This window comes from Pseudomonas sp. 1, from assembly GCF_056626735.1.
This window is the reverse complement of the sequence record NZ_JBWXMQ010000023.1, coordinates 37,560-53,628: the sequence shown is the minus strand read 5'-3', so window position 1 is coordinate 53,628 and position 16,069 is coordinate 37,560. Positions and strand designations below refer to the sequence as shown.

The following is a 16,069-nucleotide window of genomic DNA, read 5'->3' as shown; positions in this document are numbered from 1 at the left end:
GCCATGAAACCTCGTATCGATTTCTACACCGCGTCCCCAGATGCCCTGAAAGCGATGATCGCCCTGGAAACCGCTGTCTCCAAACTACCGTTGGAAAAGACCCTGATCGAACTGGTCAAGCTGCGTGCTTCGCAGATCAACGGCTGCGCGTTCTGCATCGACATGCACACCGCCGACGCGATCAAGGGTGGCGAAACCCCGCGCCGGTTGTTCGCCGTGACCGCATGGCGTGAAGCGCCGTTCTTCAGCGAACGTGAACGCGCCGCGCTGCTGTGGACCGAAACCCTGACCCAGTTGAGCCTGACCCACGCCCCGGACGAAGACTACGAAGTGGTCGCCGCCCAGTTCTCGTCCAAAGAAATGGTCGATCTGAGCGTCGCGATCAGCACCATCAACAGCTGGAACCGTCTGGCCGTGGGCTTCCGTAAGACCCCGCAAGCCTGATCGATCAATGTGCATCGGCACTCGGCGCGGCCGGTGGTTGCACCTTGCGCATCAAGGGCACCATCGCCGTGGCGATGCCGAAGCACACCATGATCATCAGGAACGTGTCGCCGTAGGTTTGCGTCTGCGCTTCACGGTAAGTCAGCAGCCATAACTGACGCAGGCTGGCGGTGAGGCCGACGTCGCCGCTCTGACCCAGCGCGGCAAAGTTGCCGCCGACCTGGGCCAGCCACTGATTCACCGCTTCGTTGCTGCTGTTCAGATGCTCCGCCAACCGCGTGAAGTGCAGGTTGGTGCGGTCGTTGAGAATGGTCGCGCACGCGGCAATCCCGATTGCACCGCCCAGGTTGCGCATCAGGTTGAACAGGCCCGACGCATGCTTCAGCCGCGCCGGTGCCAGACCACCCAACGTCAACGTCACCGCCGGCGGCACCGCCAGTTGCTGGGCGATTCCGCGCAAGGCTTGCGGCAGCATCAATTCTGCGGCGCCCCAGTCGTGGGTGATCGGACTGAATTCCCACATCGACAAAGCGAACAACGCCAGGCCCGCCATCATGATCCAGCGCAGATCGACGCGATTGGCCAGAAAGGCGTACAGCGGAATCGCCATGATCTGGAACACCCCGGTGGAGAAAACCGCCAGACCAATGTCCAGCGCGCCGTAGCCGCGCACCCGGCCGAGAAACAGCGGCGTCAGGTAAATCGTCGCGAACAGGCCAATCCCGGTGACGAAGGAAAAGAAGCAGCCGAGGGCGAAATTGCGATCCTTGAGCGCGCGCAGATCGACGATCGGATTGGCCACATGCAACGTGCGGCCGATGAAGGCCAGCCCGGCCAGGCCACTGATCCACGCGGTGGTCAGAATCGTCTGGTCGCTGAACCAGTTCCAGCGCGGGCCTTCTTCGAGGGTGTATTCCAGGCAGCCGAGAAACAGCGCCAGAAACGCCATGCTCAAATAGTCCGCGCCCTTGAGCAACGAGAGTTCCGGCCGGTCGATCTTCACCAGCATCGGCACGGCCACGGCGACGAAAATCCCCGGCACCAGATTGATGTAGAACAGCCAGTGCCAGGACGAAACGTCGGTGATCCAGCCACCGATCACCGGGCCCAGCGTCGGTGCCAGCGAAGCCACGGCGCCGATGGTTGCGGCGGCAATCACTCGCTGTTTGCCGGTAAAGAAAAAGAACGCTGTGGTGAACACCAGCGGAATCATCGATCCGCCGAGAAACCCTTGTAACGCGCGGAAGGCGATCATGCTCTGGATGTTCCAGGCGATGCCGCAGAGCAGGCTGGCCAGGGTGAAACCGACCGCTGATGCGCAGAACAGCCAACGTGTGGAGAACACACGCGACAGCCAGCCCGACAGCGGAATCACGATGATTTCGGCGATCAGGTAACTGGTCTGCACCCACGCCGTTTCATCGGTGCCGGCGGACAACCCGCCGCCGATGTCGCGCAACGAGGCCGAGACGATCTGGATGTCCAGCAGCGCGATGAACATGCCGATGCACATCGTGGCGAAGGCGAACACCTTGGTCGCCGTCGCCATCTCGGCGGCATTGAATGGCTGCGCGGAGGCGGTGAGGGCGGTGCTCATGGCGCGCTGGCCACGGCGGTGGTTTCAGGTTGGGGGCGGGTGTCGACTTCAGCCGTCACCGACAGACCCGGACGCAGATGGCCGAGCACGCCGTCCGCCGGGTCGAGCAGGATCCGCACCGGTACTCGCTGGACGATTTTGGTGAAGTTGCCGGTGGCGTTTTCCGGCGGCAGCACGCTGAACTGCGAACCGGTGGCCGGGGCGAGGCTGTCGAGGCGGCCGTGGAATTGCTGGCCGGACAACACGTCGGCGCGGATGCTCACGCGCTGGCCGGGCTTCATCCGCGCCAATTGGTCTTCCTTGAAATTGGCATCGACCCAAAGACCGCTGGCCGGCACCACCGACAACTGTTGCGAACCGGCCTGGGCATAAGCGCCGACCCGTGCGCGACGGTTGCCGATCACGCCGTCGACCGGGGCGCGCAGTTCGGTGTAGCCGAGGTTGAGTTGCGCCAGATCACGCTCGGCCCGGGCTTGCTGGAGGGCGGCGCGGGCCTGTTGTTTCCGGGTTTCGATCACGGTGAGCTGGCGTTGCGCGGCCAGCAGTTCGGCCTGGGCTTTGGCGCTCAAGGCTTGCGCGGTCTTGAAGGTGGCGTCGGCCCGTTGTGCGCTTTCCACCGACACTGCATTGGTGGTCACCAGGCGTTTGTAGCGTGCGTTGTCGTCCCGCGAACGGGCGGTTTCAGCGCTGGCGGCATCAATGCCGGCACGGGCCTGACCGATCACCGCTTGTTGCAATTGTTCGGTGGCGTCGAGGTTGGCCAGCAGCGCTTCCTCGGCGGCGACCGCGCCTTCGGCCTTGGCCAGATTGGCGCGGTAGTCGCGGGCGTCGAGGCGGATCAGCACGTCGCCGGCCTTTACTTTCTGGTTGTCGCTGACCAGCACTTCCTCGATGTAACCGGCGACTTTCGGCCCGATCACCGTGACGTCGCCGCCAATGTAGGCATCGTCGGTCTCTTCGAGAAATCGCCCGGCGCCCCACCAATGCACGGCGTACAACCCGGCGAATACCAGCGCGGCCATGCCGGCAGTAGGCAGCAGCAAGCGTTTGAGCAGGGGCGGTTTGGGAGTGCTGACCGGAACGGCGAGGTCGGGTTCTACGGTGGGCATGCTGGTCATGGCGTAATACCTGGGAAAGCGGAGTGGTTATTACGTCCGTAATATGACGCGAGTAATATTTTGTGGCAATTGATTTTTATCGCCGGTCGTCAGATGGAGGCGTTTAAAAAAGCTGATCATTTGTTTAAGAAATGTAAGCGCTGTAGGAAGCGTCTTGCATTTGCGTAGGAAGGCTCTGACTATCACCGCTATTGATGGGGTGGCATTAAGCCAGTTGATTGCAAGGATGTTGAGTGACGTATTTGCTTTGCGCTGTTTCTCGTAGTCGTTCCATGCCTCGCCCGCTGTTTTCGGCCTTGTTGTTGAGCGTGTGTGCGCCCAGCGTTCTCGCCGCCGAAGCTCCAGTCCTTGGCCAGGAGGTGCTGCGCCAGCAGCAACAGCAACAGCGCGACTTGCAACAACTGCAACTCGAACAGCGCAAGCGGCAACTGGAGCGCGGCGCGTTCGGTCCGACGCCTGCCACCCCGGCCATTCCTGAATCGATCAACCCCGACGAACGCTGCTGGCCCCTGAGCGGTACGCGCATCGGCGGCGTCACGCTGATCGATAAAGACAAGCTCAACGCTCGCGTCAAACCGCTGCTGGCGCCGTGCATGGGCGTCGGCCAGATCAACCATTTGCTGGCGACCATCACCGCGCTGTACGTGGAGAAGGGCTATATCGCCAGCCGGCCGTACCTGAGCAGCGCGCCGGCGGCGGGGCAGTCGCTGGATATTCTGGTCGACGAAGGCTACATCGAGTCCATCGAGCTGGCCGACCAGAGCCTGCCGGTGTCCCTCGGCGGTGCATTCCCCGGCATGCTCGGCAAGCCGCTGAACCTGCGGGATCTCGAGCAGGGGCTGGATCAATTGAACCGTCTGCGCTCGCTTGATCTGACCGCCGACATCGCTCCCGGCAGCCAGCCCGGTGCGTCAAAAATCATCCTGCGTTCACGTACTTCCGGGCAGTCACGCTGGGCCCTTGGTGCCGGTTTCGACAACCTCGGCAGCGCCAGCACCGGCCGTGATCGCGACACGCTGAGCCTGACCCTCGATAGTCCGCTCGAACTCAACGACCTGTTGAGTCTTAGTGCCAGCGACACCCTCAATCAGGGCGACCGCTACAGCCGCAACGCCAGCCTCTATTACGCGATCCCCTACGGCTACTGGACGTTCAGCACCTTCGCCAGCCACGCCGAATATCGCGCGCCGTTCAAGCTCAGCACGCTGACTTTCCACAGCACTGGCATCACCGATCAGCTCAGCCTGCGCGCCGACCGCGTGTTGTGGCGCGACCAGAGCCATCAGCTCAGCGCCAACCTGCAACTGGCGCACAAGGACGTCGACAGTTATCTGGAAAAGGTCCGCCTCGGCATTCAGAGCCCGACCCTGACCGTGGCCGAGGCCAGGCTCAATCTGTTCTGGCTCGATCGCGCGGTGTGGAACCTCGACGTCAATTACGCCCAGGGTTTAAGCGGGTTCGGTGCCGACGACGATGCCGATCGCCAGGTCAAAAACCTGCCCAAGGCACAGTTTCGCAAGTACCGCGCCGGCCTCAGCCAGTGGCGCAACGGCCAGCTCGGTGCGCAAGCCTGGCAATGGCAGAGCCAGCTCAATTTGCAGTACAGCCCGGATCCGTTGCCGGCGATCGAACAACTGCTCGGCACCGATGATTCCGCCGTGCGCGGTTACCGGGTCAGCAGCGCGTCCGGCGCCAGTGGCGCGATCTGGCGCAACACTCTGCGGCTGCCGCTACGCACCGATTTGCCGGTGCAGCTCACCCCGCGCGTCGGCCTCGACCACGGCTGGATCAAGGCCGATCACGGCGCTTCGGGCCAACGCCTGAGCGGTGCCAGCGTCGGCCTCAACCTGGGCTGGAAAAACCTGCAAGTGGATGTCGATTACCAACGCAGCCTTCAAACCCCGACCGGCCTGCACCACGAGCCCGAAACCTGGCTGATGCGGGTCGGATTACAGATATGAACGTCAGTGAACAACAGCCATCGGACCTGAGCGCGACAGCCGAGGCCTTTAACTCAACGCGCAACGTGATGCCGCACTACATGGAGAGTTTTTTATGCCAATGAACACCTTTGCGTTTCATCTTTCCCCACGGGGCAAACTGCGCTGGGCCATCGCCAGCCTGTTCCTGGTCGCTCATCTGCCGGGCGCCATGGCCGGCGGTGTGGTGGTCGCACCCGGCCCCGGCGGCACCGCGCAATTGCAGACCCAGGGCGGCGTGCCGATCGTCAACATCGTCGCACCGAACGGATCGGGCCTGTCGCACAACCAGTTCCTCGACTACAACGTCGACCGTCAGGGCCTCGTCCTGAACAACGCCTTGCAGGCCGGGCAATCGCAGCTCGCCGGGCAACTGGCGGCCAACCCGCAATTGCAGGGTCAGGCCGCGAGCGTGATCCTCAACGAAGTGATCAGCCGCAACCCGTCGGCCATCAACGGCGCCCAGGAAATCTTCGGTCGCGCTGCCGACTACGTGCTCGCCAACCCGAACGGCATTTCGGTGAACGGCGGCAGCTTCATCAACACGCCGAACGCCAATCTGGTGGTCGGCCGTCCCGAGCTGAACGACGGCAAACTGCAAGCGCTGAGCACCCGCGACGCCACCGGCCAGTTGCAGATTCAGAGCGGCGGCCTGCGCAACGGCGAAGGCTCGATCAACCTGATCGCACCGCGCATCGACAGCCAGGGTGCGATTGCTGCGCGTGACCAACTGAACCTCACGGTCGGGCGCAATCAGATCGACTACGCCAGCGGCCAGGTGAAAGCCGTGGACCCGGCGGGCAACACCACCGATCAACGCATCGACGCCAGCCTGTTCGGCGCGATGCAGGCCGGGCGCATCAACATCGTCAGCACCGCCGAAGGCGCGGGCGTGAAGGTCGGCGCTGTGCAAGTCGCCGGGCGTGACGGTGTGCAGATTCGTTCGGCGGGCGACTTGAGCGTCAGCGGTCAGGCGATCCCGGACAGCCTCGACGTGACCCGTGCCGGCATTCGCAGCGGCCAGGGCGACGTCGGCCTGCACAGCGGCAAGGACCTGAGCCTGGCCGCCACTGATGTCAGCGGTCGCGACGTGAAGGTCGAGGCCAAACGCAACCTGACCTTGACCACTGTCGAAAGCCGCAAGCTCCAGGAACAGCGCGAAAACTGGAACAACAGCACCATCGGCATCACCTGGGAAACCTACGAGCGCAGCAAAACCGACAGCGATTCGCGCCAGCACGGCAGCCAGATCATCGCCAGCCGCGATGCGCAACTGTCGTCCGGCAAAGACACCGAACTGAAAGCCGCCAAGGTCGACGCGAAGAACAACCTCAGCGTGCAAAGCGGCGGTGACCTGCGCCTGACCGCCGCCACTGAAAGCCACACCCGGACTGATCAGGGCACGCACCGCAAACACCTGTGGAAAGCCGATTGGGACAGCAGCAGCGAAGAGCAGCGCAGCGTCACCAGCCAATTGAAGGCCGGCAACATCGCCCTGCAAACCGCCGCACTGTTGCGCTCCGAAGGCGCCGAAGTCGACAGCGCCGGTGATCTGCAACTGGCCGGCAAACAGGTGGAAATCACCACCGCGACCCGCACCCATCGCAGCAGCGACAATCGCTATTCCGGTGACCTGGTCGGCGGTGGTTTCTTCGGCAAGACCGGCGACGCCGACAAGGGCCAGACCCAGCATCAGGGCAGCAAGATCAACGCGGCCGGCAAACTGCTGGTCAAGGCGGACGACGTGCGCATCAGCGGCAGCCAGGTGCGTGGCGCCAGGGACGCCAGCGTGATCAGCGACAACGGTTCGCTGACCATCGACGGCGTGCAGGACACCTCGCACATCAACAACCACGACAAGGACAGCAAGTTCTTCGGCATCACCAAGAACGAGTCCCGTCAGAACAGCAAGGACAGCACCACGGTGCGCAGCGAGCTGGCGTCTGACAGCAATCTCAAGCTGAAAAGCGCCAGGGACATCGAAGTCGCCGGTTCCACGGTGAAGGCCGGCGGTTCGCTGACAGCGGATGCGGCCGGTGACGTGAATGTGCATTCGACGCAGAACACCCGTGACAGCAGCAACAGCACGCAAACCCGTGGCTTTGACGCCTACGCCAGGGAGCAGACGGCGGAGCAATATCGCGCCGGCGTGCATTACGAAGACAAGGCGCAAACCGTCACCACCAACGACGTCACCCAGCAAGGTTCCAGCCTCAGCGGCGGCAGCGTGCAAGTGACGGCGGGTGGTGACGTGACGCTCAAGGGCGCCGAGGTCAAATCCACCGGCGGCGACACTACCCTGAGCGGCAAGAACGTCTCGTTGCTGGCCGAGCAGGACAGCCACGGCACCTCGACCGAAACCCGCAGCATCGGCGGCGGTTTCTATTACACCGGCGGCCTCGACCGCGCGGGCAGCGGTGTGGATTTCTCGCACAGCACCTCGCAAGACACCACCGGCAAAACCACCGCGCAAACCACCGGCGTGCAGGGCAGCGGCAGCCTGAACATCATCGCTGACAAACTCTTCACCGAAGGTGCGCAACTGAAGGCCGGCAACGGTCTGAACGTCGCCGCCAACGAAGTCGACAACCGCGCCGCCCACAACACCGAGAGCAGCACCCACAGCGAGAGCAACTGGTCGGCGGACATCGGCGCCAACGTCGAGTACAAAGACATCGCCCGGCCGATTGCCGGCGCCGTGAAAGAAGTGCTCGACGGCAAGGTGCCGGACAAGGACGCACTGGCCAATCTCGGTCAGCCGAACGTCGGTGTCGACCTGGCAATCGGTCACGCCAGCGCCGATAAAACCGAGCAGAGCAGCAACGCCGTGGTCAGCCGGTTCGACGGCCAGACCGTGGATGTGAAGGTCGGCGGCACGCTGCACGACCAGGGCTCGCAGTACAACGCCAGCGCCGGCAAAGTGAACATCAGTGCCGATAAACTGGTGGCCGACGCGGCCAGCAACACCCGCAGCAGCACCGACAACGCGGTGGATGCCAAGGTCGATGTGCGCGTCTACACCAAGACCGGTGAAGACGTGAACGTGGCCGGCAGCGGTGCGGGTGGCAGCAGTCAGTCGAGCAAGAACAGCACCACCGCAGTAGTCGGCGGTTACGCTGGCAATCAGGGTGTGCACATCAATGTCGGCGGCGATGCACAGTTCGAAGGCAGTCGTTTCGATGGCGGGCAGGGTGGTGTCAGCGTCAAGACCGGCGGTGATCTGGCCCTGAATCAGGCCAACGACCGTCAGAGCAGCGACAGCGCCAGCCTGCGTGGCAATGGCTCGCTGACCGTCGGCACCTTGCCGGGCACCGACGGCACCAACGTCGATTTTGGCGCCGGGTTCCAGCTCGATCACCAAGGCAACCAGACCACCGACAGCCAGGCGCACGTCGCCAGCCTCAGCGGCAACGGCCCGGTGCAACTGAGCAGCGGTGGCAATCAGGTGCAACAAGGCACCAGGATCGACAGCGCTGGCGCTATCGACCTGAAGGCCGGCGGCAAGCTCGACCTGCAAGCAGCCACCGATTCGCATGTCGCTACCGGCAGCAACCTTGGCGGCGGCCTGAAGGTCGGCGCCAGCAAGACCAGCAGCGAGAAAAGCCGTGATCAGGGCGGCAACCTCAGCGGCAACTTCAACATCGGCCGGGTCAACGAGAACACCCAGACTCTCAATGGTGGTCAGCTCAACAGCCAGAACGGCATCGCGCTGAGCGGTGATTCGGTGCACTTGCAAGGCACTCAGGTCACTTCGCCAAACGTCAGCATCGACGCGCAGAAGGGTGGCTTCGTTCAGGAATCCGCGCAGTCCACCGACCACCGCAACAACTGGAATGTGGCGTTGAGCGCCGGCGGCAATCTGAGCCAAAGCACACCAACCGCCGCCGATGAAAAAGTCAGCAGCGACCACGGCTTCAATGCCGGAGCCAAAGTTGGCGTGGATTACCTGCAAGGCACCACCCAGCAGAACAGTCAGATCAAGGCTGACACGGTGGTGTTGAACAGCGCGGGCGACACGAGCCTGAGCGGTGCGCGGATCGATGCGCGCAACGTCAGTGGCAAAGTGGCCGGTGATCTGTCGGTCGAAAGCCGTCAGGACTCCAGCAATCACGCCGAGGTTGATGTGGATCTGGGCCTGAGCGTCAAAAAGACTCCAGCCGACGACAAGGGAAAACTCGCGGGCACCGACTACAAGCCAACGCTGAAAGTCGAAGGCGAATACGCGCACAAGGACAGCATCAAACAGGCTTCCGGTATTAGCGGTAGCCAGGGTGTGAACCTCACTGTCGCTGGCGCTACGCAGCTGACCGGCGCGCGGATTTCTGCCACCGAAGGCAAGGTCGATCTGGGCGATTCGAAGGTCAGCAGCACCGACTTGAGCAATCTCGACTACGGGGTGAAAGCCGGCCTGGACCTGCCACACAAAACCGAAGAAAACGCACCGAAGGTTTCCCTTGAAAACGGCAACCTGAAAGTCGGCCCGGTGACGCTTAGCGGTCATCTGGACAGTCAGTCACTCCAGGCAGGTATTGACGAAAAAGGCTGAGCCACCCTGCGTTCAGGGCTGCTCAGCCGGGGGGCTTGACAGCCCTGCAATAATGGAATGTGCACCGCGATCTGCGCGGTGCACTTGATCACGATGCAGAGGAAGGTTTCCATGGACAATCAAGCACTCAAGGCCTTGTTCGACCAGCTGTCAGCTGTATACGACAAACAGTGGAGCGGCATGGCGCCCTTGCGTGATGCCCTGTATTTACTGCTGGATTCCGTGTTCGCGGGCTTGCCGGCGAATGCCCGGATACTCTGCGTCGGCGTGGGCACCGGTGTGGAAATGGCGCATCTGGCGCAGCAGTTTCCCGGCTGGGAATTCACCGCAGTCGACCCTTCGGGCGCCATGCTCGACGTGTGCCGTCAGCGAGCGAAAGAGGGCGGTTTTCTCGCCCGTTGCCGGTTTCATGAAGGCTATCTCGATACGCTGACGGATGAATCCGGTTACGACGGTGCGACCTGTTTTCTGGTATCGCAGTTTTTGCTCGATCCCCAGGCCCGTATTGACTTTTTCCATGAGATTGCCCGTCGACTGCTGCCGGGCGGGGTTCTGGCGAATGCTGATCTTGCCTCTGACACCGCATCGCCGGCCTATGAAGCATTGCTGCGTCACTGGATGACGCTGATGGCATCGGCCCAGGTGCCGGCGCAAATGCTCGAGCGAGCGCGTCTGGCCTATGCCCGGGATGTGGCGATTCTGCCGGCGCCGCAAGTCGCCGGTCTGATCGAGTCGGCCGGGTTCGAGGCGCCGGTCCAGTTCTTTCAGGCGGGTTTGATGCACGGGTGGTTCTGCTCGCGCAAGGCAGAGATTAACGCGGGTTAGAGCGCTGGAGGGGTGGGGAAAACAGCTTCGTCGGCATTCCCGAGGAATACGTTGCTTCGGCTTAATAGGAAGCATTACTATTCACGCCCCTTTCCTCAGCGCGCCGCAATGATCCCCATGCTGCCCCGCAGACCCGGCTTTCTCGAGCATTACGAAGAGTTGATCGGCACCTGGACCCGTCGCCTGCGCAATCGCTCGCAGGCCGAGGACCTGGCGCACGACACCTTTGTGCGGGTGCTCGAATCCGATTCGTCGGCGGTGCAGCAACCCCGGGCATATTTGCATCAGACCGCGCGCAACATCGCGGTGGACGGCTATCGGCGGGAGGACCGGCGGGGTGCCATGGAGTCGGAGGCGATCGATCTCAGTGAGTCGCCGACCGGCGATCCGGAGCATTACATGCATGCGATCCAGCTGGCCGATTCCATCGAACGCGCGCTCACGGAGCTTCCGGTCAACTGCCGACGGATTTTCGTCTGGCAGAAGATCGAGGGCCTGACCCAGGCGGAAATCGCCGAACGCCTGGGCCTGTCCAGGAACATGGTGGAAAAGTATATGATCCGCACCCTGCGGCATCTGCGTGATCGCCTGGACGGGGCGCAATCATGAGCCGTGGCGTCTTTTCATCCCCAGCCAAACAGGACATTCCATGACGGATACTCGTGATTGCGCGTGCGGGCAAACAACGGTGCGTGATGACGCGGCACGCTGGTTTGTGCGTTTGCAGGAGCCGGCCATCAGTGTCGACGAACAGCAGCGCTTCGACGCGTGGCTGAACCAGCATCCGCAGCACCGTGACGAATTCCAGTTGCTGCAAGGCTTGTGGACGGCGGCGGATCTGCTGCCGGCGCCACGGCTTAAAGCTTTGTGCGAAACCCCGCCAGCGCGGCGCGAACGCCGTCCGTTGTTGCGTTATGCCGTGGCGGCCAGCGTGGTGGCGGTGGGGCTCGGGCTCGGTCTGTTCAGCGGTTTGAATCATCCGTCGGGTTACAGCGCTGAATTCGCCACCGGGCTCGGCGAGCGCAAGCATGTGGCGTTGCCGGACGGTTCAGTGATCGACCTCAACAGCCGCAGCCGTCTGCAGGTGCGTTTCGAGAAGGATCGCCGGCTCATCGAGCTGACCGAAGGCGAAGCGATGTTCAGCGTCGAGCACGACATTTCCCGCCCGTTCGTGGTCGAGGCCGGCAGCGGCAAGGTCACGGTCACCGGCACCCGCTTCGACGTGCGGCGTGACGTGACCCAGACCCGAGTCGCGGTGGAACAGGGCACGGTCAAGGTGCAGGGTCGTGATGCGGCGGATGCCGATTTCATCAGCCTGACCGCCGGCCTCGGCACGCGGATCGATGCCCGGGGCAAAGTGGCGCCAGCTTACGCGGTCAACCCGGCGGAACTGACGGCCTGGCGCAGCGGCAAACTGGTGTTCAACAACGCCAGCCTCAGCGAAGTCGCCGAGGAAGTGTCGCGTTATCGTGACAAGCCGCTGAAAGTCTCCAACCCCGCCGTGGCCAGTCTGCGCCTGACCAGCGTGTTCAAATCCGACAACACCGATGCCTTGCTCAAGGCCTTGCCGAGCATCCTTCCGGTGGCCGTGCGCACCCTTGCCGACGGCAGCCAGGAAATAATTTCAAAATAAAATTCAGGTTTTTTTCGAGTTCGTCGTCTTCCTGTTTAACTGCAACTGGTTTGCATTAACAGCCGCACACTTTTGCGATCCACAGGACTCCGTTCGACGTGAAAAACTCCACCACCAAAAACAAAAAATCCTCCTGGTTGCCGCTGGCGCTCGCGCTGGCGGTCAACGCCGCCGTGCCGATGGCTTTCGCCGCCGAAGCCATTCACATCCGTGCACAGCCGCTGGGGCAGGCCTTGAGCGAACTCGGTCAGCAAACGTCGTTGCAGGTGTTTTTCAGCCCGGACCTGGTTGCCGGCAAACAGGCGCCGGCGGTGGACGGCAATCTTTCTCCGGAGCAGGCCCTGCGCCAATTGCTGCAAGGCAGCGGTCTGGATTACCAGATCAATGAAGGCTCGGTGACCTTGTCGCCGGCCCCGACTTCCGCCGACAGCGGCCCGCTGGAGCTGGGCGTGACCGACATCAAAGTGGTCGGCGACTGGCTCGGCGACGCCGACGCCGCCGTGGTGCAGAACCACCCCGGCGCGCGTACGGTGATCCGTCGTGAAGCGATGGTCGAGCAGGGCGCGATGAACGTCGGCGACGTGCTGCGCCGCGTACCGGGCGTGCAGGTGCAGGAAGCCAACGGCACTGGCGGCAGCGATATTTCGCTGAACGTCGGCGTGCGGGGTTTGACGTCGCGTCTGTCGCCACGCTCCACCGTATTGATCGACGGCGTGCCGGCTGCATTTGCGCCGTATGGCCAGCCACAACTCTCGATGGCGCCGATTTCTTCCGGCAACCTCGACAGCATCGACGTGGTCCGAGGTGCCGGCTCGGTGCGTTACGGGCCGCAGAACGTCGGCGGCGTGATCAACTTCGTGACCCGCGCGATCCCGGAAAAAACCACCGGTGAAATCGGCACCACCCTGGAAACCTCGCAGCACGGTGGCTGGAAACACATCGACACCGCGTTCCTTGGCGGCACCGCCGACAACGGCATCGGCATGGCGCTGTTGTACTCGGGCGTCAACGGCAACGGTTACCGCGAGCGCAACAACGGCAACGACATCGACGACGTGATCCTCAAGACCCACTGGGCACCGACCGAGCAGGACGATTTCAGCCTCAACTTCCACTACTACGACGCCAGCGCCGACATGCCCGGCGGCCTGACGCAGAAGCAGTACGACGACAAACCGTTCCAGTCCGACCGCGACTATGACGGCTTCAGCGGCCGCCGCAAGGACGTGTCGTTCAAGTGGATCCGGCAGGTCGACGAGCGCACCCAGGCGGAGGTGCTGACTTACTATTCCGACAGTTTTCGCGGCAGCACCATCGCCGCCCGCGATCAGAAAACCCTCAGCTCGTTCCCGCGTTCCTACTACACGCTGGGGATCGAGCCGCGTGTGTCCCGTGTGTTTGATGTCGGCCCGACCACCCAGGAAGTCAGCGTCGGTTACCGTTATTTGAAAGAGGCGATGCACGAGCAATCGAGCCGTCTGGCGCTGGTCAACAATGTGCCGGTGGTCACCAAAACTTCCGATGGTCACGTATTCCAGGACCGCACCGGCGGCACCGAGGCCAACTCGGTCTACATCGACAACAAGATCGACGTCGGCAACTGGACCGTGACCCCGGGCATTCGCTTCGAACACATCAGCACCGACTGGCATGACCGCGCCGTGCTCGACACCGCCGGCAAACGCGTGCCGGAGAAAAACCGCAGCATCGAAAGCAACGAGCCTCTGCCGGCGCTGAGCGTGATGTATCACCTGTCCGATGCGTGGAAGCTGTTCGCCAACTACGAGACGTCGTTCGGCAGCCTGCAATACTTCCAGCTCGGCCAGGGCGGTTCGGGTGACCAGACCGCCAATGGTCTGGAACCGGAAAAAGCCAAGACCTACGAAATCGGTACGCGCTACAACGATGACGTGTGGGGCGGGGAAGTGACGCTGTTCTACATCGACTTCGATGACGAACTGCAATACATCAGCAATGACGTGGGCTGGACTAACCTCGGCGCGACCAAGCACCAGGGTATCGAAGCTTCGGTGCACTACGACATGGCGGCGCTCGATCCGCGCCTCGACGGCCTGACCGCCAACGCCGGCTTCACCTACACCCGCGCCACGTACGAAGGCGAGATTCCAGGCTTCAAGGGCCGCGATCTGCCGTTCTACTCGCGTCAGGTCGCCACCGTCGGCCTGCGTTACGACATCAACCGCTGGACCTACAACATCGACGGTTTTGCCCAGTCCAAACAGCGCTCGCCCGGCACCGGCGTGAATGCTGATGGCAGCTTCAATGGCAACTACATCACCGAAGGCACGGCGGATGGACAGTACGGCGATATTCCGGGCTACGTGACCTGGAACGTGCGCGGCGGCTATGACTTCGGTTCGCAGCTGTCGAACCTCAAGCTCGGCGCCGGTGTGAAGAACATCTTCGACAAGCAGTACTTCACCCGCTCCAGCGACAACAACTCGGGGATCTACGTGGGCACGCCGCGGACGTTCTTCGTGCAGGCCAGCGTAGGCTTCTGATCTGCATCGATTGTTCCCACGTCGAACCGTCTGCGTGGGAACGATCTGAACAGATCAGATCAGGCTCAGACCTTCAGCGCTTTCCCGCCAATCGCCACCGCCACCAGCAACGTCGCCATCAACCCGAAGGCAAAACTCAGGCTGCTGGCGTGGGCGACAAACCCGATCACCGCCGGCCCTGCCAGAATCCCTGCATAACCCAGTGTGGTGATTGCCGGCACGGCGATGCTTTCCGGCATCACCGTCTGTTTGCCCACCGCCGTGTACAGCACCGGCACGATGTTCGAACAGCCGGCACCGACCAGCGCATAACCGAGCAGCGCGGCTTGCCAGCCCGGGGCGAACGTCGCCAGAAACAATCCCGCCGCCGCCAGCAGACCGCCAAACAGAATGATCCGCGTCGCACCCAATGCCCGGACGATCCGGTCACCGGTCAAGCGGCCGGCCGTCATGGTCAGCGCAAACGCTGCATAACCCAGCCCTGCATAGGCAGTATCGATCCCGCGTTCCTGGGCCAGAAACACTGCGCTCCAGTCCAGCGCCGCGCCTTCGGTGAGGAACACGATGAAACACATGCCGCCGATGAACAGCACGATTCCGTGGGGCACCGCGAACGCCGGCCCCGAGCTTTCACTGCCGTAAGGCAACATGTGCGGGACGGCTTTGAACAGCGCCGCGATCAGCACCAGGACCACCACCAGCATCGCCGCCAGTGGCGACAGCCCCATGCCGAGCAGGGCGCTCACGCCCGCTGCACCGACGATCCCGCCGAGGCTGAACAGGCCGTGGAACCCCGACATCATGTTCTTGCCGCTGGCCCGCTCAACGATCACTGCTTGCAGGTTTACCGTCGAATCCACCGTGCCGAGCCCGGCACCGAACATGAACAACGTGGCGATCAGCGCCGGAATCGACGACACCGTCGCCAGCAACGGCAATGCGGCGCAGATCAGCAGCGTGCCGCCGGTGGCCACTTTTTTGCAGCCAAACCGTGTGGCCAGAATCCCCGCCAGCGGCATCGCCAGAATCGAACCGACGCCCAGGCACAGCAGCAACAACCCCAGCGTGCCTTCATCGAGCCCGGCCCGCGCCTTGGCATACGGCACCAGCGGCGCCCACGCGGCGATGCCGAGTCCGGCAATGAAGAAGGCGATGCGCGTGGACATCTGTTCGAGGCGTCCGGGAACGAACGTGTCTTGAGGGGTGAGGCTGGTCATAACGATCCTTGGCAAAAAACGTTTCAGCAGCGGACATCCTTGCACAGCTCTTCTGTGGGAGCGAGCTTGCTCGCGATAGTGTCGTGTCAGTCGACGCTCATTGACGGATACACCGCCATCGCGAGCAAGCTCGCTCCCACAGGGAATTGCGTTTTACAGTGACGCCTTTGACAACTTGAAACCGAGGG

General features: G+C 62.7%; 10 protein-coding genes. 7 read left to right on the top strand and 3 right to left on the bottom strand.

Features of this window, described 5'->3' with window-relative positions; genetic code table 11:
* Nucleotides 1–3: 3 nt before the first annotated feature.
* On the top strand, nt 4–444 hold the full coding sequence (locus AC1MDC_RS26160; RefSeq protein ID WP_480393997.1) for a carboxymuconolactone decarboxylase family protein: 441 nt from the start codon (nt 4–6) through the stop codon (nt 442–444).
* A 4-nt stretch (nt 445–448) separates the two neighbouring features.
* Here the strand turns inward: AC1MDC_RS26160 and AC1MDC_RS26155 are convergent, their stop codons facing one another.
* The gene (locus tag AC1MDC_RS26155) at nt 449–2,041 is read right to left on the bottom strand and encodes a DHA2 family efflux MFS transporter permease subunit (protein WP_085700449.1); all 1,593 of its coding nucleotides are present in this window, start codon (nt 2,039–2,041) and stop codon (nt 449–451) included.
* Nucleotides 2,038–3,159: an HlyD family secretion protein gene (locus AC1MDC_RS26150; protein ID WP_085705183.1), complete on the bottom strand. Its 1,122-nt coding sequence runs from the start codon at nt 3,157–3,159 to the stop codon at nt 2,038–2,040. Before AC1MDC_RS26150 ends, AC1MDC_RS26155 begins: the two co-directional genes overlap by 4 nt.
* Nucleotides 3,160–3,431: 272 nt before the next feature.
* Between AC1MDC_RS26150 and AC1MDC_RS26145 the strand changes: the two genes are divergently transcribed.
* The 6 genes from AC1MDC_RS26145 to AC1MDC_RS26120 all read left to right on the top strand — a co-directional run bounded on the left by AC1MDC_RS26145 (nt 3,432) and on the right by AC1MDC_RS26120 (nt 14,664).
* Nucleotides 3,432–5,120 carry a ShlB/FhaC/HecB family hemolysin secretion/activation protein gene (locus tag AC1MDC_RS26145; RefSeq protein WP_480393996.1) on the top strand — a complete coding sequence of 563 codons (1,689 nt, stop codon included), beginning with the start codon at nt 3,432–3,434 and terminating at the stop codon, nt 5,118–5,120.
* A gap of 94 nt (nt 5,121–5,214) precedes the next feature.
* Nucleotides 5,215–9,684 (top strand): hemagglutinin repeat-containing protein, encoded by a 4,470-nt coding sequence (locus AC1MDC_RS26140; RefSeq protein ID WP_480393995.1) that lies wholly within the window; start codon nt 5,215–5,217, stop codon nt 9,682–9,684.
* Nucleotides 9,685–9,795: 111 nt separating this feature from the next.
* Nucleotides 9,796–10,509, top strand: coding sequence for a class I SAM-dependent methyltransferase (locus AC1MDC_RS26135; protein ID WP_480393994.1), 714 nt, complete (start codon nt 9,796–9,798; stop codon nt 10,507–10,509).
* A gap of 108 nt (nt 10,510–10,617) precedes the next feature.
* Nucleotides 10,618–11,118 (top strand): sigma-70 family RNA polymerase sigma factor, encoded by a 501-nt coding sequence (locus AC1MDC_RS26130; protein ID WP_011335117.1) that lies wholly within the window; start codon nt 10,618–10,620, stop codon nt 11,116–11,118.
* 40 nt (nt 11,119–11,158) lie between these two features.
* Nucleotides 11,159–12,142 carry a FecR family protein gene (locus AC1MDC_RS26125; protein WP_480393993.1) on the top strand — a complete coding sequence of 328 codons (984 nt, stop codon included), beginning with the start codon at nt 11,159–11,161 and terminating at the stop codon, nt 12,140–12,142.
* Between the two features lie 98 nt (nt 12,143–12,240).
* On the top strand, nt 12,241–14,664 hold the full coding sequence (locus tag AC1MDC_RS26120) for a TonB-dependent siderophore receptor (RefSeq protein WP_266201986.1): 2,424 nt from the start codon (nt 12,241–12,243) through the stop codon (nt 14,662–14,664).
* A gap of 65 nt (nt 14,665–14,729) precedes the next feature.
* Here AC1MDC_RS26120 and AC1MDC_RS26115 read toward each other — a convergent pair whose 3' ends face one another.
* On the bottom strand, nt 14,730–15,881 hold the full coding sequence (locus tag AC1MDC_RS26115; RefSeq protein ID WP_227232984.1) for an MFS transporter: 1,152 nt from the start codon (nt 15,879–15,881) through the stop codon (nt 14,730–14,732).
* Between the last annotated feature and the right edge of the window lie 188 nt (nt 15,882–16,069).